The following is a 22,043-nucleotide window of genomic DNA, read 5'->3' as shown; positions in this document are numbered from 1 at the left end:
GTGATGATTCGGTTGAACAAAATTAGGTTCATTCTTTATATAAAGTTATTTTATTCCTTGATAATCAAGATGTTATTCGGTTGCTTTCCACTATTTGAGAGGGAGCAAAAAGCCTTAAATCATTCGATTTAAGGCTTTTTTGTTGAATTTTTTTCCAGAATAAGTGATTCTTTTCCAAAACGCTTTTTCAAACTAATATAATCTTCTTGATTTGTGATGATATACAACAAAAAACAAAGCCTTTCAAGGGGCTTCGTTTTTTGTTTGCTTGATAGCATCTTGAACGTAGTCTTCAGATGCACCGATATGTTTAGCAAAATCCTTGACCATTACATATTTTTTGGAATCAGGGTAGCAGTCTTTAATTAGACGCATTACCTTATAGGTGTGCTTTTTCGACCAGCCCATTGTGGACATTACTTCGTCTGTGTGAATTCTTAATCTTTTCATGTTTTATACTTTTTTTAGTTATTATCTTACAACCGTACTTTTTTTGAGATTAATAGTTTGGTATTCAAAGTTTTGATTGTTGTGTGGATTTAGAGAAGTTCTTACAACCTATTGACTATCTATCTTACAACCGATTGCTTTTCTGTAAATCTTTCGGTTTGACTACAAATAGATACCTGACTGACCCATTGATTTTTTTCCCAAAACGAATAAATTTGAGTTTGCTTAGGGCATCGCCCAATTTTTTACTACTAAGCTTTGTATTGAAATGACTTTCAATATTATGTAGAATGATACTTGATGTTAATTCCTCTGATTCTGGACTATTTCGTGGCACGGCTTCATATAATTCTAAGAGAAGTTCTGTTTCGGTATCAGTAACTTCAAACTCCTGATTGTGGTTATTTATTTCAGCAATTTCTTCTTTCGTAAACCAGTACCTAAAACCACTGTGAAATAATTGTAATGCTTCTGTCCAGACTGCATCTATGTCTATTTTCTGAAACTCTTCTAAATCAATACTCTTTACCTCAAATGGTAAAAACCTGCGTGAGCCTGAAGGGTCAGTTAAAAAATCATTGCCGTTGACGCTTCCACAGAATGATGCAATTCTCGGTCTTTTGGTAATCATTCGGTCATAGGGTTTCCTGACTTTGACAGATTCAAGTGTGATAAGCGTCTTTAGTGCATTTTCATCTTTACGGTTAAGATTTCGGAGTTGGTCGTCGATATTGATTATTAGAAACTCTGATAGCATACTTTGAGTATCATTTTTATCTACGTCTATTTTACCCGTGAAAATATATTCTTTTAAAGAGGGTGGGCATAGGTTGGTTAGCCATGTCGTTTTATATGCACCTTGGTCACCTGTCAACACTAAACAGGTATGGTTTTGACAACCTTCACGAGTTAAGCTATTGGCAATTACTCCGACTATCCATTTTGTAAAGTGGTTTTCAAATAATGTGGGGTTTTCAACTTTTACAGTTTGCGTGAGTTTTTTGATACTACCTGTTACTTCCTCTTCAAACTCTAAGCCTTCAAAATATTCTTTTATAGGATTTACAAGCTCAACAAAATCAGATTTTAATAACTTGAAAATTTTCTCCGTTGATACATTTGAACCTTTACTTTCTAACTCAAAAGACAAACTATTGAGTTTGTAATCATCCAGAGGCTTAAATCTTGTATCTGTTATTGTCCTCCATTCTGGTGTATCAGTAATGGTATTATACCTAAACTTATAATTTGCTTTAAAATATTGCCTGACCAGTTCTGTATTACTTACCTTCAATGGTTTGCTATCATTGGTATTTTGAGGCAAATTGCTACTTTTGGGTTGAGTGTGAGTGTTACTAATTCTGATGAATGTCCTAAAACTTTCGCAACGATTGAAATAGGAACGCCATAATTATACAAAAGACTTGCACAGGTTCTTCGTGAGCTATGGTAAGTGACCTTTTCAGGATTTTCAATTTTAGCCAGGGCTGCAATATCTTTGATGGTTCTATTAATTTGCTGGTTTGTAATACGTGGGAAGTAGAATCCCTCTGGACTTAGTTGAGCAATTTCTTCATACTTCTTTAATATGTTTTCTGCCTCAGGAAGAACAGGAGTAAAGAATACTTTCTTCTTAAAATTGCTATTTTCGGCTCCTTTTTGTCTTGCTTTAGAAATATAATCAAAGTCTTCTTCGTATCTCTGAATATCTGAAGCCTTTAGGTTCATTACATCTGCAAAGCTCAATCCTGTATAGCACGAGAATATATAGAGGTCTTTTACCAGTTGTAGGTTTGGACTATAAAGTTTCAATTCTACAATTTGTCGAATCTCTTTTTCATTTAAAAAATGTATCTCCTTTTTCACGCCTCTTTTGTAAGATTTATTAGCAAACTTACTATAAGGTATCCAGCCATTATCTTGAGCAAAAGCGAAAACAGATTTTAATGTTTTGGCATGTCTTACAGCATGGTCTTGTTGGTTGCCACGTACATTTTTGAGGTAGTTAATTAGGTTGTCTGCTACAATTGGCTCAACTTCTTCCAATTGAATGTTTTGCCCCTTAAATTCAACTTTCAAAAAACTCTTAATATTTTCAATAATATATCTTTTCAAAAGAGATGAGACAGTAGTAACTCAGGCGAATTTTGAAAAACTCTTGGCTGAATATTATAAAGACCCGTGGGTGAAAACTATATTAGAACAAGGGTTGGCTACTGACAACGAGCAGACGGAATGGGAAGAATGGAAGAAGAAAAATCCGCCACAGGCGGCAAGTCCATTAGATAGTTATTTAGAATCTTTTTCAGAAGTTGGCTCTATCGTTTCTTCAATGGCTCGAAATCCGTTCCAAGTAATGGGTACAATCAGTAACTATGCAACATACAAATTTGAATAGAATGAAACCCTGTAATACCGTAAAATTGCGTGTTTTACAGGGTTTTACATTGTATTACTCATATAATAGCCAACCTTTGCCCTTTACAAACTCTGCTTTTCCCTCTTTTTTCTTTGCTTCCAAAAGTTCTAAATCCCATTTAGCTTCATCTGCTAAGTCGAGTCGTATAATTATTTTGTGTTCAGGTTGTAACTTAAATGATTGAGCTGTTACCGCTGGGAGCTGTTTTAAAACTTCATCATTGGGTTCTACTTTTTCGGGTTTATCATCTACGTCATCAGTTTTGGGAAAGAAGAACTTATAAATGGTTTCTCGGAATAATATGCCAAGTCCTAATATTAGCAAGAGTACAATCCAAAGAACCCATCCCCAATTTGATTTAGGAGGTTTAGGTACATAGCGACCATTTTTACTATTAAAATCAACCAGACCAAAAGGGTCATAAGAAAACCTAAATTTATTGTCCAATTGCATATTGAGTTGTTTGTTTAAATTGTTGAGAGTAACAATGAACTAAAAAATAAACGACATCAGGATAGTCTCTAATTTGAGGATTTTGAGATACCATCATAAATACTTCTTTTAATAATGGTGTTTCGTAAGCATATAAGCGTTCTTGTAAGACTTTAATTTGTTGATTAGTCCCATCAAAATCGTTTCGAGTTCTTTCTTGATGAACCCTAATGGCTTGGTTTTGTACTTGCTGAATTTTTTCAGTTGCCATTCTTTGAGCTAACTCAACCGCTTCTTGTAAAATACTTTTCCTTTCAGAAGTCATAGTTTCTTGTATTAGCCTTAATTGGTTAGTTGTGGTCGCTAACTGTTCTTGAAGTTGTTGGACAAAAGAATTGTCAATATCCAATTTAGATTCAACAGGATTCTGATTATTTCCACCGTTCAGAAAACTCTCAACAGCATAAATAATAAACTCAGACTGGTTCATACCTTTTTTGTCGGCATGGTCTAATATCCGTTTCTTCATATCGAAGGTTGTACGGATATTAATTGTTTGGGATAATTCGCTCATGTTGTGTTACGATGTATTACGTTGTAATACGTTTGATTATCAATTGATTGCATTTTTCGTAATACGGTAAAACGTCATTGTATTACGGCTTTACAGACTTTGTAAAACGATGGCAAGTTGGTAATTATAGACTTGAGGGAAGGGGAAAAAAGAGGAGTATTGAGAAGATATTAAGGGGTAGTTGTTGACATTAGGTAATTCTACGCTAAAACCAATACGTAATTCTACGTTTCTTTGTAGGAATTAATATTTTACATTTTAACTCTATAATTTCTATATGAAACATTTTCTACGAATTTGGTTTGTTTGTTTATTGTTGTTTGTTTTTTTTGATGGGGTTGGGCAAAGTTCTACAAACTTAGATTGTGGTACTAAGCCACAAACACATGAAGTTTCAAAAAATCTGTTAAAGGCATATCAAGATTATCAGTCTCGTACAAAGACCGCCCTTTCTCCATCCCCAACTAATATCGTATATGTTCCTGTGATTGTTCATGATATATACAAACTGGATGGCACAGGAAAGATTAGTTCATCTGATTTAACGACCATATTTACAATATTAAATAGTAAATATAGTAGTGTTGGCATTCAATTTTATAGACCTTATTTTACAGACTTTATTCAAAGTGATTATTTCTATAATTATGGTGATGTTACTTCTTGTGGTAGCTCAAAAGAAGCAAGTCTTTGCTCAACGAGAGATTATACAAATGCAATAAATATCTATTTTGTAGGTTCTATAACAGATGCGAGTGGTTTTGCTAAGTTCCCAACTTTTTGTGATGGCAATACAAGTAGAAAAGAAGATAATAGAATTTTTATAGGTAAAAATAGTAGTTTAGATTTCATCTCAAAATATGTTGTACCTCATGAATTTGGACATTATTTTAGTTTATTTCATACTTTTAGAGAAGATGGGTTAGAGCCGTTTGAACTTGTTACAAGAGGGTCTGGGAGAAATTGTTATTCAGTAGCTGACCAATTATGTGATACAGATGCGGACCCATACATAAGAAATAGCGGTATGGATAATTGTAAAAGGTTGAATATTTTCACTGGTAATTGCTTTTGGGGTGGTTCTACTTATGGATGTAATTATATTGACTCCAATAATCAAAGTTATACACCTCCAATCAATAACCAAATGAGTTACTGGACAAGAGATTGTTTAGATAATTTAGGATTTACTTACGAACAATATCAACGAATAGCTTCAGGCTACGATTTTAGAGTTTTAAATCCAAATCCAACTTTTTCTCAACGCTACTACCTCGATGGTCAAAGAAGAGTGGTAATACGTCCTTTTAGTTCCAATCGCTTACTTTGTGCAGGAGGTTCATTCTCTTTTGAGTATAATTTATATGGAGAGCCTAATTTTGTCAATGCTTCTTCGACAGCCAGACTTTATAATAGTAGTGGCAGTTATTATGACTTGGGTAATGTTTCTGCTGGTCTGAAAACCATTACGATACCTTCAAACATTACAGCAGGATATTACGATTTGAGAATATATAATTCGTATGCTTCTCCTGATGCTATGACAACTATTACGCTTTACATCAATGGAGCAAATAACACTCCCACAGGCAGCCCAATATACTCTCAATATTCAAATGCTACATCCACAAATTACAACGCTACTTCAACTTGTGCAGGGAATAATATCGGTTTAAATGTAAACGAAAGCGGTTATGATACTTATTGGTGGACGAAGGATGGACAAAATATTACGGCATCTTCAACAAGTAGTTACTTTAACGCCTCATCAACGGGAACTTATACCTTAAATATGATGAAATGTGGAAATGTTTACCGAAGTTCAAACTCGATTTATCTAAGATTTTATGAACCCACACCTTCACTCACGGCATCATCAAATGGTGCTTTGACCGATTTCAGACTTGCTACCTGCGAGGGTTCTCCAGTGATGCTTTCTGCGGGTTGCCAATCGGGGATGAATACTTTATGGAATGACGGCTCAACGTCATCCATTCGTTATTTGACTGCTTCCAGTACGAGAGATTTTTTCGTGAATTGTAATAATTATTTCTGTAATAAGGGTTACGCCCCACCCGTCAGGATAATTGCCTTAAACCCCAACGTTCAATCCACCAAAACAGGTAATTGGCAAGATGCTACGCTTTGGTCGAGTAATCTCGTTCCCCTCAATTGCCAAACCGTAACTATCCAAGCAGGTCACACGGTAAATGTGCCAATAAACGATGCTAAGGCAAAAAATATCATTATCAGAGGAAATCTAAACTTTCAAAACTTCTCACCAACTATCAAAGGGAAAGTTGGTTTAGGTATTTAACTATTGGCACGCAGATAACGCAGATGTCCCAACGCAGATTTTTGCAGATTGAAAAAATCTATTAAATCTGCGTTGCCGATAGGCATCAAGGCGGACGGCAAGTCTTATCAGCGTGCCATACTTTAACACAAATCATGAAAAAACTTCTATTCATCCTAATTCTACTCATTACGCTTACTCCGTTAGTTCTTTTCGAGAAATTACCATTTCCGTTTGTCACTGAAAAAACACTTTATTTTCGATTATTAGTGGATATTTTGTTGATTGTTTGGGCGATTATTGCCTTTCGAGATGCAGAATATTTACCACGCAAAACGCCTTTGAATATTGCTTTATTAGGTTTGGGAATCGTAACTTTTTTGACGGCTCTTTTCGGGCATGATTTCCACAGTAGCTTTTGGTCTGGTTTAGAACGTATGGAGGGAGCCGTTGGGCTTTTTTATTCCTTAATTTTCTTCTTTGTACTGAGTAATTCATTCAAAAAAATAGAGCAATGGCATCTTCTCTTTCTGATTTCCTGTAGTGTGGCTTGCGTGGTCGTGCTGATAGGAATATTCAAAGAACTTGAAATGCTTAAAACTGGCGAAAGGCTTTTTTCAAGTTTGGGAAACCCTACGTATTTGGGTCTTTATTTGATTCTACACTTGTTTTTAGTGGGATTTATTTTGACAAATGCTTCGGGTAACATTAGAAAAATCTCCCTTTTGTTTATTCCCATTCTCTTGATTGGAGTCATTTTAACGCAAAGTAGAAGTGCGTTTTTAGGCTTATTTTTGGGCGGGTTAGTTTTGATGGGTTTTGTACTGTTTTCTGCTAAAATATCTGCTAAAATCCGATGGAGTATCGGTTGTTTTGTGAGTATTTCAATATTATCCATTGCGGTTTTATTCAGTGCTGATGATTCTAAATTGGTAAAACAGTCTGCATTGTTATCACGGGTTGTTTCGGTAGCAAAGTCAAAAACTACGGGTGTTTCTCGACTCAATAACTGGAAAATTGCTTACGAAGGCTTTAAGGAAAAGCCCATTTTAGGTTGGGGACAGGAGAATTATCAATACGTTTTTGCCAAACATTTTTTACCCGAAATGTATAATGATGCTCCGTGGTACGACCGTTCGCATAATTTCCTTTTAGATTGGCTTGTCTCGGGCGGAATTCTTGGGCTTTTATCTTTTCTCGCTCCATTTGGTTTAATGTTTTGGTTTACTATGCGTTCGGGTAAATTTTCTAATATTCAAAAAGGATTATTTATCGGTTTTATCGTTGCCTACTTTGTCAATAATTTCTTTGGTTTTGATAGTTTAACGGGTACAATAACGGTTTTTATGGTATTGGCTTACTGGCAATTTGAAACGCAATCTGATAAAGCTCATATCTTCCCTAAGCTAACAATTTGGGGAGTTTTTATTTGTGTTCTATTGTCTTCTGTTGGTTTTTATTACGGTTATTTACAACCCTTGCGAACGAGTAAGCAAATCGTAAAAATAATGCAAGAGCCTGATTTACAACAAACTATTCAGCAAATTCAATTGGGTTATTCAAACGCCATCGGTACAGGTACGAGCGATTTTGCCGAGCAAGTTTCTTTCTTATCCGAAAAAGTGGGTAAAAGTGAAATTGCTAACGAAATGAAAGGTGGCTATTATCAAGCGGTATCAGATATTTTAAAGAAAGAAGCAGAAAAACACCCCGAACATCCACGTTTATTATCCATTCAATCTTCCATTAATGCCGACCGTGGGGCATTCAATGAAGCCATAACAGGTTTTGAAAAAGTACAAGCACTCGCACCTAAACGCCATATCAATTTGATGCAATTAGCGGGCGTTTACACCCGAAACCAACAAACAGAAAAGGCTCTAAAACTTTACGATGATATTTATAAAATCAATGGACATGGTGAGGTTTTTATATTCAAATCCATGATTTACAGCGAAAAGAATGACACGCTAAACATTTGGAAGGAGTTGCAAAAGGTTGATAATAAGAATTTTATCCAAAAAATAGAAATGATTCGCTTTATCTACGGTAAGCATAACAACTTACAGGGTTTGGTACAGGAGTTTAATCGAAGAGAAAAGCAGACCGCAAAACTTTCGTATCAATATACCAAACAAATTTATTTTGAATGGGCAATGGCGGCTTATGTAACGGGGGATTTAAAACAGAGTGCCGACCAAGTATTTCGATATTTATGCCTATTCGGTAATGGAATGGATGTCAACACTACTCGCCAGCATCGGGAAGCTGTCAGAAACGGGCGGAGTCCTGCGGAGTATTTTCAGTAATTAATCAGTTCAATATCAATAGTGTATAATGATTGTTTCAACCTTAAATTTATCAATATCATGAGAAAAATCTATTTCCTAACATCTATGTTGATGTTTACCCTATTTCAAATAAAAGCCCAAATGGGTATTAATAAAGATGGTACTGCTCCTCACCAATCAGCGATGCTGGATATTAAAGCATCAGCCACTACAAACGCAAAAGGGTTTTTAATGCCACGGGTAACTGACCACACCGTAATTACCTCGCCCGCTACGGGTTTAATTGTTTTCAATACAACAACCAATACTTTTTGGTATTACAATGGAACCACTTGGACAGATATGGGCAATGGCGGAACTAATGGGGCATGGTTACAGAATGGAACGAATGTTTATACCAATAATAATAATGTTGGGATAAATACTGCAACTCCTCAAACTACGCTTGATATTAAAGGGGATGGTTTTTTAATTTCACAGAAAACGAAATTGACTACGGAAGACCCTAATTTGCATTAGTATAATATGCCCCTTAGTAATACCACGTACACGGATGCTGCTGGTATATTATATGACCCAAGTGGCCCTAATGCTCCATATCCAAGTGGGAGTATAAATACAACAACAACTATTTATAATTCTTTACCCAGTATAGTAAGTATCAAATTGGTCTTTGAGACATTTGATACTGAGGCCAATGGAGATTCAGTTATAATATTAGATAATGGAAGTAAAGTGATTGCTAAATACTCAGGGAATAATTTGCCTCCTGATTTATTGTATGATGGCTCCTATATAGGAATTAAGTTTAAAACGAATGGAAATTCTGTTGTCGGACAAGGGTTTAAAATAAGATGGTATATGATAGAGCAAGACATTACATCTACACCCATTACAGAAGCGGTAGGGAATGCTTTATTTTTTGATTCTACAAAAGGTGCATTTAGAAGTGGCCGTACAGTTACATCAGCAAATCAGAGTGAAATTATAGGAAAATACTCTATTGGAATAGGCTATAATAATCACGCTCAAGGATTTAGTTCTATCTCCATGGGAACGCAGACATTAGCATCAGGACCTTATTCAACTGCTATAGGCTCAAACGTAACAGCCAGTAATTACTATACTGTTGCGTTGGGATTTGCAACAGAATGTAGAGGTTATACCTCAACTGCTTTGGGGTCATTCTTAAAATCTTTAGGACAAGCATCGACTGCATTAGGTTATTACGGAACCGCATCTGGAGATTACTCTACTGTAATGGGTGCTTATTCAAACGCTACTGCAAATACTGCCACATCAATGGGTTACTCAACAAGAGCATCTGGAGATTACTCTACAGCGATAGGGGCTTACACAAATGCTTCTGGATATGTTTCAACTACAATGGGATATAGTACATACGCTTCTGGTTATGCCTCATTAGCAACAGGTTATAATACAAACGCAACTTCAAATGCTTATTATGGTACAGCCATGGGATATTATACCACTGCATCATCAACCGCCAGTTTCGCATCAGGTTCTCAAACAATATCGAGTGGTTATGCTTCTACTTCAATGGGTTATAATTCTAATGCCTCTGGTTATGTTTCAACAGCTCTTGGAAACAATACCAACGCATCGGGATATATAGCTACTGCAATGGGGACAGGAACGGTTGCTTCTGGCTTTGCTTCAACTGCTATGGGATACAATACGATAGCAAATGGTAACAACTCAACCGCAATAGGTAGTAATGTAAATGCCTATTACGAAGGTTCTTTTGTCATCGGAGATTCCCCAAATAGCAGTAGTTATCTGTATAGCTTTAATCCAAATACTTTTTCTGCAAGGTTTAGAAATGGTTACTATCTCTATACCAGTGCAACTTTGGGAACGGGTGCTATTCTTTACGGAGGTAGTAATAGTTGGTCGTCAATATCCGACAGCACCAAAAAAGAAAACTTCCAACCCATTGATGGTGAAAATGTTTTAAAGAAAATAGCCAATATGAGAACAGTTACTTGGAATTATAAAGGACAAGACCCGAAACTATTCCGACATTATGGCCCAATGGCTCAAGAGTTTTTTAGTGCTTTTGGTCGTGATAAATTAGGTGTTGTTGGTAACGATACTACCATTGCATCCGCTGATTTTGATGGTGTCAATTTCACCGCCATTAAAGCTTTAGAAAAAAGAACCAGTGATTTACAAGCTGAAAATGAATTATTGAAAAAACGATTAGTATTATTGGAAAAATCAAACGCTGAAATCTCCATTTTGAAATTAGAAATGGAAGAGCTAAAGGCTTTACTATTGCCCGAAAGAGAAAAAATATCCGCAAAAAAGGTTTCAGAAAAATAGGTACTTATGGGTTAATCCATCTTCAACATTATTCACAAAAAATGCTTGTTCACGTTTTCGTGAACAAGCATTTTTTGTGAACAATATCTAACTGAACCAGTTTAAACCTACGTATTACAATGTAATACAGTTGATTATCAAGCGTTTGCCACTTTCCTGTAATGTCGTAATACGAAGATTGTATTACGGCATTACAAAAACTCCTATTTTATTCCACTTGTTAAGACTCAATAATTTCTTGATTCTTTATGTCATATTTATATTTTAAAATTTCTCCCGATATAATCATTTCAATAGCACTTTCAATAATGTGCAACGGAGCTATGAACCATTCTCTTGGCGTATGCCTATTCCCATTTTTATCAAAAATATCAATATCTAAACACGCCTTTCCAAAAAAGATATGTAAGAGTTGTTCTAACTTCTGAGGGTTAATATTATAGCATTTGTATGTCTGAAGAATTGATACATCTGCCATCAAATAAGTAGGCTCTTCTTTCGCATTTTTGATTCTTTCTTCGACGGTTATTTTTGAGTAACCAATCTTATAAAGGTTGTTAATCTGCTTAATTTCTTGATTGCTACTTTTAGATTTTAAGACATAGATATAGCCAAAGGCTTGGTCTTGTTCGGTGATATTATTTACTTTATTGACAAAACTTTCAGCAACTTCGTCGGCATTTTCTGTGACCACTTTGCCATTTGCATAAAGGATTTTTTCTACTGAACGTTTGAGCATATTTGACTCTGTACCGTTTTCAAATATACATCGAGTTCGTCCATCTTCTCGTACTCGTGTGCCATCTTCACGATAATGTTCTTTAAATGAAATATTGATTTTCTCTAACAGAAAAAGTACACCATTGTGAATGTAAAAAGCACCTTCACGCAGATTTCCTTGATTAAAATCTACTAATTTTCGCTTACCAATTTTTAGGTCGTTTTGTACATCTCTTAACCGTTGTTCATACTTATTAAAGTCTTTACAAGGCTTTCTTCTTGCCACAAAATCTGTTTCAGCTCTGTCTTTATCAGGGGCATTTATATGTTTAAAATCAAATAAGCCTAAGTTATCATTTTCTAATAGTCCAAATGAATCATCGTTGAAAATATCATCAATGGAATTGATTTCAACATTCTTGGTAGTTAAGAATCCGTAGGTATCATACTTTTTGAGAATTTCCATTTTGGAAGGATTCTCCCGAATAGATTTCAACCTTGAGAATAATTGATACTCTTGTATATCTTCACTAACTGGTAAAGGCTCTCGATTATTTTTTTGATAAAAGTCAACGATTGGTTGAAACGAGCTGAACAGCCGCTCTTCGTCATTTCTTGTTCCTGATGAAGTAGGCTTAATATTCAGCATCTCGAATGGGTCATTCGAGAATATTTCATCTAAAATACGATTCTTATCCATTGGCTCTTTTTCGTTTTTCTTCTTTCAAATAAATAATACATTCCGCCATTCTACGTTCCAGTGGGTCGCTTGACTGTAAATTAGGTTCTTTGTTATACGTTTGTTTGAAGGCAATAATTTTAGGCCATAAAATCTTCGCTTCTTCAAAATCCATCGTGATTCTCGTCGCTTCAATGACATCTTGAATGATTCTTAGCACTTGCGTAGTTACCGATTTTGACAATACTTCAAAGGCTCTCTGAAATGGATTTACTTGGTCGATTAAATCAATATGGATGTCGTCGATGTTAATAAACTGTCCTGCCATTCTGATAAATCGTTTATCACTCATGGCTTCGTCAGTTTTGGATTCACCTTTAGGCATATTAACCATCAATTTACTAAAGGCTTTTGCTTCATCATCGCTTAGGTCTGGATACACTTTTTTGACAATTTTAGGCACTAATTCACTATCAATGGTTTGTTGAGAGGTTGCTTTTTGAACAGCTTTATCTTCTTGAATCGCTTTTTTAATTACGTCAACATCGACCATCAAGGTATTTTTGATTACCGAGTCTAACACTACATATTGACGGACTTCTTCAATTTCTTCTTCTGATAAAGTAGGGTATTTTTTCTCAATAATTTTTGGAATAAGTACCTTGTTTATAACCTCAGCGTCCACATTCCCTGGCATGGCTTTTAGCATTTGAGGGTCTTGTAAAATCGTTGCTTTTAAGTCGTTCAAATCAGATTCTACAATACTTTTTACTCGTTGTGAACTGGGCTTTTTAAAACCTCTAATATGTAATTCTCCTTTTTTAGGAGGTTCGCCACCATCTACTTTTGTTTTGAATTTAAAGTTAGGAGCAAGGACTTGTTCCATCAACAAAGAAGCCGTTATGGCTTTAAGCATATTATTGACCGAAAGTTTTACCTCATCATCTTTAGCATCGGGTTGGGCTATGAGGTTGGTAAACTGGGCGTGAGTTTTGTTATTACTATCACGGGTGCAACGCCCGATAATCTGAATAATTTCTGTCAACGAACCTCTATAACCTACCGTCAGGGCGTGTTCGCAATAGGGCCAGTCGAAACCTTCTTTTGCCATGCCTAAAGCAATGATTAAATCCATGTCGTCTGCGGACTTGATTTGGTCACGCAAATAGTTCTGGATTTTGTCTCGGTCTCTTTGGTTATCGTTTACTAAATCGGCTACTTTTAGTATTTTCCCGTCCGAATGTCTTTTCACGGAAATAACGCCTGTTTCTTCATCCACTGAAATAATATCACCAATGGCATCTAAAATGGTATCTACTTCTTGGCGTTTATCTTTGGTTGACTCGCCCGAATTGACGTTTGGAATGTGTAAAATTGTCTTTTTATCGGTATCTAAAATCTCTAAAATGGCGGACGTATATCTACCCTGATAGAAATGATAGCCAATTCCTAAAGATTTTAAATACGTGTAGCCGTTGAGTTGCTCGTAATAGTTGTAGGTTACATTAGTGAATTTGGCTTCGTCTTCGGGTTTTAAGACTGGAATGCTATCTCCACGAAAATATGACCCCGTCATGGCTACAATATGTGCCGTTGATTTTGCCATGATTAACCGCAACAATTCGCCCAAACGGTTATCGCCATCGGCTGAAACGTGATGGAATTCATCAATCGTCAATAAAACATTATTAAACTTCTTTTCTTCCAGCTCATCACAGGCAAAACGTAAGGTAGCGTGCGTACAAATCAGGATTTTTTCGTCGTTGTCCAAAAACTTTTTAAAGGCTTCTACTTTACTTTTGCTACCGTCCATACCTGGGGTACAGAGGTTATAAAGTGGATTGGGTTTCCAATCGGCATAAAAACCGTTTTTACTCAAGAGGGTTGTACCAAATGAACCGCCGATAGACCTTTCGGGAACGGCTACAATGACTTTTTGTAAGCCTTGATTTACCAATTTATCCAAGGCGATAAACATCAAAGCCCTTGATTTACCAGAGGCAGGTGGAGCTTTTAATAATAAATATTGAGCATCACGGGCTTGGTATGCCTTTTCTTGCATTTCTCGCATTCCGTAATGATTGGTTTTGGAGCTTTGTCCCGTTTGGGCGTAGGTAACATGGACTAAATCTGGCATAGGATTTATTTGATATTTGATTTATACTTTTGAAATGGATTATTATCTGGGAACAATTTAATTAACTCTCCGTTTTCTATCAATTTGGGTAAAATGAAGTTTTTTAAATATTTAACAGCTCTGTTGATTTCTACAGCTATTTCTTCTGCCGATTTATACTCGTTTGAGCAAGAGGCTTTTACTAATTTTGCCATTTCATTAAATGATAATCTCTTATTAGAACTGTCCATATTAGAACTATCCATATTAGAACTGTCCATATTGGGACTGTCCATATTAGAACTACCCTCATTAGAACTATCCCCATTAGAACTACCCCCATTAGAACTACCCTCATTGGAACTACTCTGTTTAACATTATAAGTTTTATTAAGATGGTATGTCGTCCATCTTCCTCTGTTTTCAGATGTTAGAAATCCACTTTTGCATAGCTCTTGTAATAACTTAGATAATCTGTATGCGTCTCTAAAGCATTATTGCATGGCATTAATCAACTATCGTCTACTTTTTACGATATGTTAAGATTTTTCGATTTTCTTAACATATTATAAAAACGTGTTAAGATTTTTCGATTTTTTACCCATATAATTCTCGATATGGGTAAATTTTTCAATTTTTTACCCATATAATTCTCGATATGGGTAAATTTTTCAATTTTTTACCCATATAATTTATTATTCGGGAAAAGATTGAGGCTTTTTTAGGATTATTAACCAATCCTTCCTGACTCTATAATGGGTGTGTCGGCTTTATAAAGGTCTGGAACATTGAGAAATAAATCAAAAAGAGGTTTGTTCAAATAGAAATTACTCCTCCCAATTTTTATCAATTCTAAGTAATTGGCTTCTACCAATTCTTTTAGATAAGATGACGCTGTTTTACGAGTGATTCTTAATGATTCTTCTACAAATTCTATTTTAGTGTATGGATGACTAAACAGGCTATTGAGTAGTTCCTGACTATAAATTTTGGGAAATTGAGAACGGATACGCTTTTTATAATCCATCATTAATTCTTTAATGTTCTCAATAAGTTTTATTGTTTGAATAGCTGTTTGTTCAATGCCCGTAAGCATAAAAATCAGCCAATCTTCCCATTGATTTTTATCTCTTACCAATTGAAGGAGACGATAATATTCTCCTTTATTTTCAATCACATAACGACTTAAATATAAAACAGGAATGTCGAGTAAGTCTTTGCTTACTAAATAAAGGATATTGATAATTCTGCCAGTTCGTCCATTTCCGTCATAAAAAGGGTGAATACTCTCAAATTGATGGTGAATAATAGCCAATTTAACCAAAGGGTCAAGGTCTGATAAATCATCATTGTTAATGAAGGCTTCTAAATTTTGCATTAATCGCAAAATATCCTCTGAGTCTTGTGGGGGAGTATATACAGTTTCGCCTGTTTGTTGATTTTTTAGAGCTGTGCCAGGTAGTTTACGAAAACCAGCCTTGTTCTGTTCAAGTTCTTCCTGAATCTGTAAAATATAATTATTACTCAAAATCTTATTTTGGCGAACCAATCCAAACCCTTTTCGTAGAGCATTGGCGTAGCTTTGAACCTCTTTTGCGGCTGGACTTCTCAGATTTTCAATATATAGTTCAGCCTTGAAAATTTCATCGTGGGTCGTCACGATATTTTCAATAGCAGAACTATCTTTTGCTTCTTGCAACGTGAGGGTACTGATAAGAATTTGCTCGTTGGGTATTGTCAATGCTACACCTTTCAATTCTGCTAAACGTCTGTGAGCCTTAGCAGCTTGTTTCAAGACTGCTTTGGTTTCTACATCGTTCCCCAAAGGCAACATTGGTATCTGATAATTCATATTGTTTTAAATTTATTCCGACAAAATTATACAATCCTTTTTACTTCTTCTTCCCCTTCCCTTTCCTCTCCATCGCAAACAAAGTCCCCTTCGTCTTCTCTTCTTCAATCATTTTTTCGTAGAGTTTAAAGAGGTATTCTAAACGCTCTTCGTCGCTTTCAAAGGGTTTGGAACGGTAACAACGCTCTACCGCCAAATCGTTCTGACGGTGGGCTTCTCGTAGCCCCTCGGGCATTTTTTCAGGGTCATAGAGTTGGGCTAAGGTCTTTTCTGAATCTTGTTCCCGCTCTCCAATAATCTGAAACACGTGCTTCTTTAACTCGTCTTTTTGTGTGTCTGATATGGGTGGGAAGGGGAAGGTGTTGTAGCAAAGTGCTGATGAATAACGATAATCTGACTTTAATCTTCCTGCTACTGCACGTACCCACGTCATGTGCATACGTGAAGTGAGTACTGCAAATAACCAAGTTTCGGGATTATAGATAGCAAAGGCAAGATTTGTAACAACAGTATGATTATCAACAAACCCTATTGGGATGTAAATGCGATTTTCTGACGAAACAGATGGAATAACGAGTGCTTTTTCAGGTTCATGCTGAATTTGAATGAATCTATGATGTCCTCCAGTAAAATTTACTGTAGATGGGGCAGGACTTTGGCTACGGAAATACTTGACATTATTGATACGAGTCTTAATAATGTCCACTTGAGTAGCTTCAGATAGAGTTTCATCGTTTATCCAAAGACACCATCTTTCTTTACTATTTATAAGTTCGTCTGACCCAATAAGCTTTTTGATGAATTGAGACGAATTAGAATTCAATGATAATAACTCAGAACGCTCTTCTTTATTTAAAATAAAGTGACCTCCGTCGGTTGGTTGATTACCTTTTACCATGGGAGTCAGTAAACTTATAGATTTTGTAGTTCTAACAACAAAAGTACTTCGTCCCTTTGTTAAATAAGGATTAATATTATCGACTATAATTTTATTAATACTATTAATAATTAATTTAGTTTTGTTTAAAGCGGTTGGTTTGATACTTACAATCACAACAATTACCGCTGCATTAGCTTTAGCATTATTGTTCCATTTGAAAGAAGTATGAGCAAATCCAATTTCAAGATTACGATTGAAAATATGTGGCCATAAAAGGGCTACTTGTTCCCCTTGACAAATAGAATTGGTACTTACAAAAGCGAATTGAGCGTTTTGGTTTTGAATAAATTTAGCCCCTTTTAAAAACCAACAAGCGATATAATCTAAGTTTTTATAATCTTTTATTCCTTTGAAAACCAGAGCCATATCTTCTTTTTGCTCCGCAGATTGCATACTGCTTCCCAAATACGGCGGATTTCCCAAAATATAAATCTCGTCCTGTTCTTTTTTAGGGCAAACCACTTCCCAGTCCAAACGAGTAGCGTTTCCGTGTACGATATTGCCCGTAGCTTTGAGGGGTAAAGCGGGGCGAGTTCTGCCAAATTCCTTAAAAAATTCTTGGTTCATTTGGTGTTCGGCAAGCCACAAAGACAGAATTGCGATTTCATGGGCAAAATCGTCCAACTCAATTCCGTAAAAATTATCTAAACGAATTTCAGAAAAAGAATTTCCTCCAAAATCAAAAATTCCAGAACCAAGTTTACCTTTAATACGGTCAATTTCCTTGAAAATAGCCATTTCCAATTCCCGCATTTTTTTGTAGGCAATAATCAAAAAGTTACCCGAACCACAAGCAGGGTCAAAGATTTTGATACTCCAGATACGTTTTAGCAATTCATTGATTTTCTTGATATTACCTTTTGCAGATTCAAATTCTTCGAGCAAATTATCCAAGAAAAGCGGTTCAATTACCTTCATAATATTGGGTACAGAAGTATAGTGCATCCCCATACCGCCACGGTGTTCGGGCGTAATAACCGCCTGAATCATCGAACCAAAAATATCAGGATTAATAGCAGCCCAATCCAGTTCCCCACATTCAATCAAGATTGCACGGCTACGTCTGCTAAAAGTGGGTGCTTGGTGTTTTTGTTGAAAAAGTCCCCCGTTTACATACGGAAAATCACGGAGGTGTTTCGGCAAAGAATCGTCTCGGAGAGGCGTATTCATCAACTCAAAAAGGCGGTCGAGGTAGGTATGTAAATCGGAGCCGTCTTCTTGGGTATGGTCTTTAATATCGTGGGTAAATTGGCTTTTCTCAAAAATGCCCGTATCCTCCGCAAAAAAGCAAAACAACAAACGGCTGAGGAACACATTGAGCGAATGAACATCCTCTTTGGTGAGCGTTGCTACGTTTCGGTTATCCTTACTGATTTCGTCGTAAAGCTTTGCCATTTTTTCGGCAGCCTTTACGTCGGCAGGATTTTCGTATTGATGCGTAGCTTTTTCCATGCCCGCCCAAGGCAAAAAGAAGTCGTAGTGTTGCACCAATTGCGTCAGGGGAATATCCAAAGCCTCTGCCATTTTCACGTCCCAAGCCAAAAGCGTCGTAAAATCCGTCACCACCATAAACCGAGGGGAGTTTTTAAGAGCCTTTCCATTGGCTTTGAGTTCCTCCATGATTTCATGGACATTCTCGGTAGGTTCAGCAATTTTATAGAAAAGTTTAGTTTTCCAGTCTATTTCATTTGGGTTTTTAGAGAGGTTAAGTCCCCCTTTTTTCAGTCGTGCAATAGAGGCATTCGGGATGTTATAAGCACGGAGCAATTGGTAGATAAATTCGTCTTTATCAAAGTTATTCAGTAGGTTTTGTAAACTATCGGTTATCTGGGTAATATTCATTTTTGAGGATTAATGATTGTGGTTGCAATTTATGGAAAAAAGAGGGAATTGTTGTTGGGGAATGTGGAATAGAACGATTTAAGGTTTGGAAATCCCTTTTCTTTCAATCCAAGTTAATAGCCAAATGGTAAATGCCTTTAGCACTGAAAGAGAGTTTGTGAGCAATATTGATTTTAAAACAAAAAAGCCTTAAATCACACGATTTAAGGCTTTTTTGTTTTAAAATTTAAACTTTACATTCACTCCACTAAAATAGTAAGCTTTGCTTGGACCTGGGTTTACGTCTGTTGCAATGCCTGTTGGATAGTTACTTCCTGCATCTGAGTCGTTGATGTTGTTCCCCAAAAATAAGAACGTGTAGTTTACTTGACTGGTTAAGTTATTGCCTGCAAAATAAATATCGAAATCTACCTTTTTGCCTGTGTATTTGTAGCCAATTTTACTGTTTAACAAAGCAAATTCTTTTACGTTATTGGTATTGGCAAAGTCTGTGTAAACATCCCCCATAAAATTGTAGGTATTGTTGAGGTATAAACCTGCTTTGGTTACAATGTCTAAGCCAAGTGTATATTTAGTTTTAGGAACTCCTACCACTTGTTTATTAGAAAAATCTACAACATCACTTCCAAATCGTGTTTTAAAGTCGCTGTATTTGAAATTGTAGTTCGAGTAATTGAGGAATGGTTCAATTTTTTTGATAAACGACTTCGTTCTCGGAATGAATAAATATCCCAAACTAAGTTCTAATCCAGAGTTACTTTGATTGCCTGTATTGGCAAAATAAGTGTAAGTACCACCTGTTGGAATAACACCCGATAACTGTGTTAATTTATTGGTGATGTCGATGTTGAATAAAGACACTTGGTAGTCTAAGTGATTATTAAATAACAATCCTTGAATCCCTAAATCAATCATTTTTGCTTTTTCTGGCAATAAATTATCATTGGCTTTATTGATTGTCCCGATGAATGCCGTAGAAGCCGTTGGGGCGTTATAACCTTCGCTATAACTTAAATTGATGATTTGGTCTTTGATATTTTTCTGCAAAGCAATGTGTGGATTGAATGATGTTGCAAAGCTTTTCTCAAATGATAAATCTTTATTATAACCTGCTACTAACCCAGGGTTTGCCAATAAATCTAAACGACTATAACTGATATTGTTAGCACTCAAACCCAAAATTAATGATAGGTCGAGTGGGGTTATGGTAGTACGATTGTGGACGAAAAATGAGGTTTGATTGGTTACATATTTGAAATACGAGCCTTTAGAAATATCCTGTACTTTTAACGGATTGGCATCGTCTGTTCCAAGAAAACGGTAGTTAGAAATCTGTGAGCGTGATTGTTGAATTTCAGTTCCAACGTTTAATTCGTTAGTAATAGTTGGAGAAAAATTTGATTTTAAAATGAAGATTGACCGAACACCATAATTAGGATTCATGCTCATTTCATACGCACCCGCAGCAACTCTTGTAAAGTCTTGATTGGAATAAAATGCCGTAGTATAATTACTGAAATTTGACGAGAAGTTATAACGATGTGTTACCCCAAAACGAGTGGCATATATTTCGTTTCGAGCATTTTTCTTGGCATAAGCAGTATTTCCATTGTCTATCCCAGCGTAATAATCAGCATACGGAATTTGCCCAGTTACCCCTTCGTAAGAATAGTTCTGACTCATATAAACGGATAGCATTTGTTTCTTATTAAACTTGAAATCTCCCAAGAATGTCAAATAATTTTTTAAACTATTTCCCCTTGGACGGTATCCGTCAGACTGTAAATGTCCATAACTTAAAGCAATGGCAGAACTATCTCCCACAATATCTAAACGAGTGTTCGACTGAAACAAACCAAAAGAACCTGCTGATGCTTTTTCGGTAATGGAAACGCCTTTATCCTCTGAAGATTTTAAGTAAAAACGAGCTACGCCGCCAACTCCACCGCCATACATGGTTGCTGCTGCTCCTTTTATTACTTCGATATTATTGACTAAGGCAAAATCTATATCATCCAATACCGTAACACCGTCTGCGGTAGTAATCGGAATGCCGTTATAGTATGCTTTTATGCCCCAGTTGTTGAATTTTTGGTCGTTTCCGTAACCACGAATTACCAAGCGTTGTCCGCCCAATTGCGTCCGTTTATCTACTTGAACACCCGCCATTGTACCTAAACTTTGTTCGATAAATGCAGGGTTATTTCTATTTAGTTCCTCTTCTGTAAGAGCTTCAACTGTCTGTGCATGGCGTTTAAATTCGCCTCTTTCTTTAGCAGTTTTACGTTTTTCTCTGACGATAACTTCATCAAGAGCTTTGCTTGTAGAATCTTGAGCAAAGGCAAATCCAGCACTAAGCATTAAATATGATAGTATAAATATTTTTTTCATGGAATATATACGTGAAAAGCAGTTTGCGGAGCGTGAATCACTCGACAGCTATTATGCTCTAAACTTTTCTGATTATTAAGGTTAGTATTTTGCGAGAAATGAACATCTGTCCAACTTGAAAAAAACCTCTTTTTTCGTTGATGAAATAATGATAAAGTAAATATACAAAATCACCATTTATATACCTGTTTTCTAAAGTAGCTTCTTCATAATAGCAAAGGTAATTTGCACCAAGAAAATGTGTAGAATTGTAGTTTTTGAAATTGTATTTTAAAAAGTTGTTACATATTAATAAAATAGTTGTACCTTTGCACGCCATTTAAAAAGACAGAGTGGTTAAATCGTTGAAATATAGATTTTTAGCTAATTTTAATTCGTATTTTAGAGATTTATTATCGTATTTATTTACAGCAGTGATGTTGCAATATTTTAACAAACAAAAAAATGAGAAAGCGAATCGAAAAAGAAGATTTGAACTTTGAGAGAAGAGAACAAACTCGTCAAAGAAAAGATGAATTAAACCGTGAATTAGGACGTGAAGTTCCTGTGAGAAGAACTTACGGCGGCGACGAATACAGAAGAGAGTTTAATGGCGAGCGTTCAGAGAATAGAGGAGAAAGAAGAGAGTTTAAGTCAGGCGAGCGTAAACCTTACGGCGATCGTTCAGAGAATAGAGGAGAGAGAAGAGATTTCAA

At 35.9% G+C, this 22,043-nt stretch carries 16 protein-coding genes and 1 pseudogene; 6 read left to right on the top strand and 11 right to left on the bottom strand.

What is annotated here, in order from left to right:
• Nucleotides 1–243: 243 nt before the first annotated feature.
• The 3 genes from LV89_RS02550 to LV89_RS02540 all read right to left on the bottom strand — a co-directional run bounded on the left by LV89_RS02550 (nt 244) and on the right by LV89_RS02540 (nt 2,565).
• Nucleotides 244–450 (bottom strand): hypothetical protein, encoded by a 207-nt coding sequence (locus tag LV89_RS02550; protein WP_109741289.1) that lies wholly within the window; start codon nt 448–450, stop codon nt 244–246.
• Between the two features lie 124 nt (nt 451–574).
• The gene (locus LV89_RS02545; protein WP_158279494.1) at nt 575–1,774 is read right to left on the bottom strand and encodes a VapE domain-containing protein; all 1,200 of its coding nucleotides are present in this window, start codon (nt 1,772–1,774) and stop codon (nt 575–577) included.
• Entirely contained in the window at nt 1,741–2,565 is an 825-nt protein-coding gene (locus LV89_RS02540; RefSeq protein WP_109741287.1) for a site-specific integrase, read from the bottom strand. Before LV89_RS02540 ends, LV89_RS02545 begins: the two co-directional genes overlap by 34 nt.
• A gap of 70 nt (nt 2,566–2,635) precedes the next feature.
• Here LV89_RS02540 and LV89_RS24845 point away from each other — a divergent pair, with 70 nt between their 5' ends.
• Entirely contained in the window at nt 2,636–2,848 is a 213-nt protein-coding gene (locus LV89_RS24845) for a hypothetical protein (RefSeq protein WP_146199056.1), read from the top strand.
• A 54-nt stretch (nt 2,849–2,902) separates the two neighbouring features.
• Here LV89_RS24845 and LV89_RS02530 read toward each other — a convergent pair whose 3' ends face one another.
• Complete coding sequence (locus tag LV89_RS02530; RefSeq protein WP_109741285.1) at nt 2,903–3,322, bottom strand: hypothetical protein; 420 nt, start codon at nt 3,320–3,322, stop codon at nt 2,903–2,905.
• Nucleotides 3,306–3,875, bottom strand: a complete 570-nt coding sequence (locus LV89_RS02525) for a hypothetical protein (RefSeq protein WP_109741284.1) — start codon at nt 3,873–3,875, stop codon at nt 3,306–3,308. The genes LV89_RS02530 and LV89_RS02525 overlap by 17 nt, the downstream gene beginning before the upstream one ends.
• A gap of 277 nt (nt 3,876–4,152) precedes the next feature.
• Between LV89_RS02525 and LV89_RS02520 the strand changes: the two genes are divergently transcribed.
• From LV89_RS02520 to LV89_RS02505, 4 genes are all read left to right on the top strand, one after another.
• A complete protein-coding gene (locus LV89_RS02520; RefSeq protein WP_109741283.1) occupies nt 4,153–6,192 on the top strand; it encodes a M43 family zinc metalloprotease in 2,040 nt (679 codons plus the stop codon).
• Between the two features lie 134 nt (nt 6,193–6,326).
• Nucleotides 6,327–8,480, top strand: coding sequence for an O-antigen ligase family protein (locus LV89_RS02515; RefSeq protein WP_109741282.1), 2,154 nt, complete (start codon nt 6,327–6,329; stop codon nt 8,478–8,480).
• 60 nt (nt 8,481–8,540) lie between these two features.
• A complete protein-coding gene (locus tag LV89_RS02510; protein ID WP_146199055.1) occupies nt 8,541–8,981 on the top strand; it encodes a phage tail-like protein in 441 nt (146 codons plus the stop codon).
• 6 nt (nt 8,982–8,987) lie between these two features.
• Entirely contained in the window at nt 8,988–10,808 is a 1,821-nt protein-coding gene (locus tag LV89_RS02505; RefSeq protein WP_109741280.1) for a tail fiber domain-containing protein, read from the top strand.
• A gap of 220 nt (nt 10,809–11,028) precedes the next feature.
• On the opposite strand, the gene LV89_RS02500 is transcribed toward LV89_RS02505, so the two are convergent.
• The 6 genes from LV89_RS02500 to LV89_RS02475 form a co-directional block, all read right to left on the bottom strand.
• Nucleotides 11,029–12,228 carry a GIY-YIG nuclease family protein gene (locus LV89_RS02500; protein ID WP_109741279.1) on the bottom strand — a complete coding sequence of 400 codons (1,200 nt, stop codon included), beginning with the start codon at nt 12,226–12,228 and terminating at the stop codon, nt 11,029–11,031.
• On the bottom strand, nt 12,221–14,344 hold the full coding sequence (locus tag LV89_RS02495; RefSeq protein ID WP_109741278.1) for a DEAD/DEAH box helicase: 2,124 nt from the start codon (nt 14,342–14,344) through the stop codon (nt 12,221–12,223). The genes LV89_RS02500 and LV89_RS02495 overlap by 8 nt, the downstream gene beginning before the upstream one ends.
• 5 nt (nt 14,345–14,349) lie before the next feature.
• The gene (locus LV89_RS02490; RefSeq protein ID WP_146199054.1) at nt 14,350–14,604 is read right to left on the bottom strand and encodes a hypothetical protein; all 255 of its coding nucleotides are present in this window, start codon (nt 14,602–14,604) and stop codon (nt 14,350–14,352) included.
• Nucleotides 14,605–15,053: 449 nt separating this feature from the next.
• Nucleotides 15,054–16,175, bottom strand: coding sequence for a Fic family protein (locus LV89_RS02485; protein WP_109741276.1), 1,122 nt, complete (start codon nt 16,173–16,175; stop codon nt 15,054–15,056).
• Between the two features lie 40 nt (nt 16,176–16,215).
• Complete coding sequence (locus LV89_RS02480; RefSeq protein WP_109741275.1) at nt 16,216–18,957, bottom strand: DNA methyltransferase; 2,742 nt, start codon at nt 18,955–18,957, stop codon at nt 16,216–16,218.
• A gap of 219 nt (nt 18,958–19,176) precedes the next feature.
• Nucleotides 19,177–21,348, bottom strand: coding sequence for a TonB-dependent receptor (locus tag LV89_RS02475; protein ID WP_109741274.1), 2,172 nt, complete (start codon nt 21,346–21,348; stop codon nt 19,177–19,179).
• A 444-nt stretch (nt 21,349–21,792) separates the two neighbouring features.
• On the opposite strand from LV89_RS02475, the pseudogene LV89_RS24995 reads away from it, so the two are divergent.
• Nucleotides 21,793–22,043 (top strand): annotated as a pseudogene (locus tag LV89_RS24995) (hypothetical protein); the annotation flags it as partial.

Origin of the sequence: Arcicella aurantiaca (genome assembly GCF_003148625.1) — a bacterium.
In the GTDB taxonomy this organism is placed as follows: Bacteria; Bacteroidota; Bacteroidia; order Cytophagales; family Spirosomataceae; genus Arcicella; species Arcicella aurantiaca.
The sequence above is the reverse complement of the archived record's forward strand: the minus strand, read 5'-3'. Positions and strand labels throughout refer to the sequence as shown.

Excerpts from the sequence above, each read along its gene's own strand:
- LV89_RS02550 (WP_109741289.1), bottom strand. The coding sequence starts at position 450 with ATGAAAAGATTAAGAATTCACACAGACGAAGTAATGTCCACAATGGGC.
- LV89_RS02530 (WP_109741285.1), bottom strand. The coding sequence starts at position 3,322 with ATGCAATTGGACAATAAATTTAGGTTTTCTTATGACCCTTTTGGTCTG.
- LV89_RS02525 (WP_109741284.1), bottom strand. The coding sequence starts at position 3,875 with ATGAGCGAATTATCCCAAACAATTAATATCCGTACAACCTTCGATATG.
- LV89_RS02520 (WP_109741283.1), top strand. The coding sequence starts at position 4,153 with ATGAAACATTTTCTACGAATTTGGTTTGTTTGTTTATTGTTGTTTGTT.
- LV89_RS02515 (WP_109741282.1), top strand. The coding sequence starts at position 6,327 with ATGAAAAAACTTCTATTCATCCTAATTCTACTCATTACGCTTACTCCG.
- LV89_RS02510 (WP_146199055.1), top strand. The coding sequence starts at position 8,541 with ATGAGAAAAATCTATTTCCTAACATCTATGTTGATGTTTACCCTATTT.
- LV89_RS02505 (WP_109741280.1), top strand. The coding sequence starts at position 8,988 with ATGCCCCTTAGTAATACCACGTACACGGATGCTGCTGGTATATTATAT.
- LV89_RS02500 (WP_109741279.1), bottom strand. The coding sequence starts at position 12,228 with ATGGATAAGAATCGTATTTTAGATGAAATATTCTCGAATGACCCATTC.
- LV89_RS02495 (WP_109741278.1), bottom strand. The coding sequence starts at position 14,344 with ATGCCAGATTTAGTCCATGTTACCTACGCCCAAACGGGACAAAGCTCC.
- LV89_RS02490 (WP_146199054.1), bottom strand. The coding sequence starts at position 14,604 with ATGGACAGTTCTAATATGGATAGTTCTAATATGGACAGTTCTAATAAG.
- LV89_RS02485 (WP_109741276.1), bottom strand. The coding sequence starts at position 16,175 with ATGAATTATCAGATACCAATGTTGCCTTTGGGGAACGATGTAGAAACC.
- LV89_RS02480 (WP_109741275.1), bottom strand. The coding sequence starts at position 18,957 with ATGAATATTACCCAGATAACCGATAGTTTACAAAACCTACTGAATAAC.
- LV89_RS02475 (WP_109741274.1), bottom strand. The coding sequence starts at position 21,348 with ATGAAAAAAATATTTATACTATCATATTTAATGCTTAGTGCTGGATTT.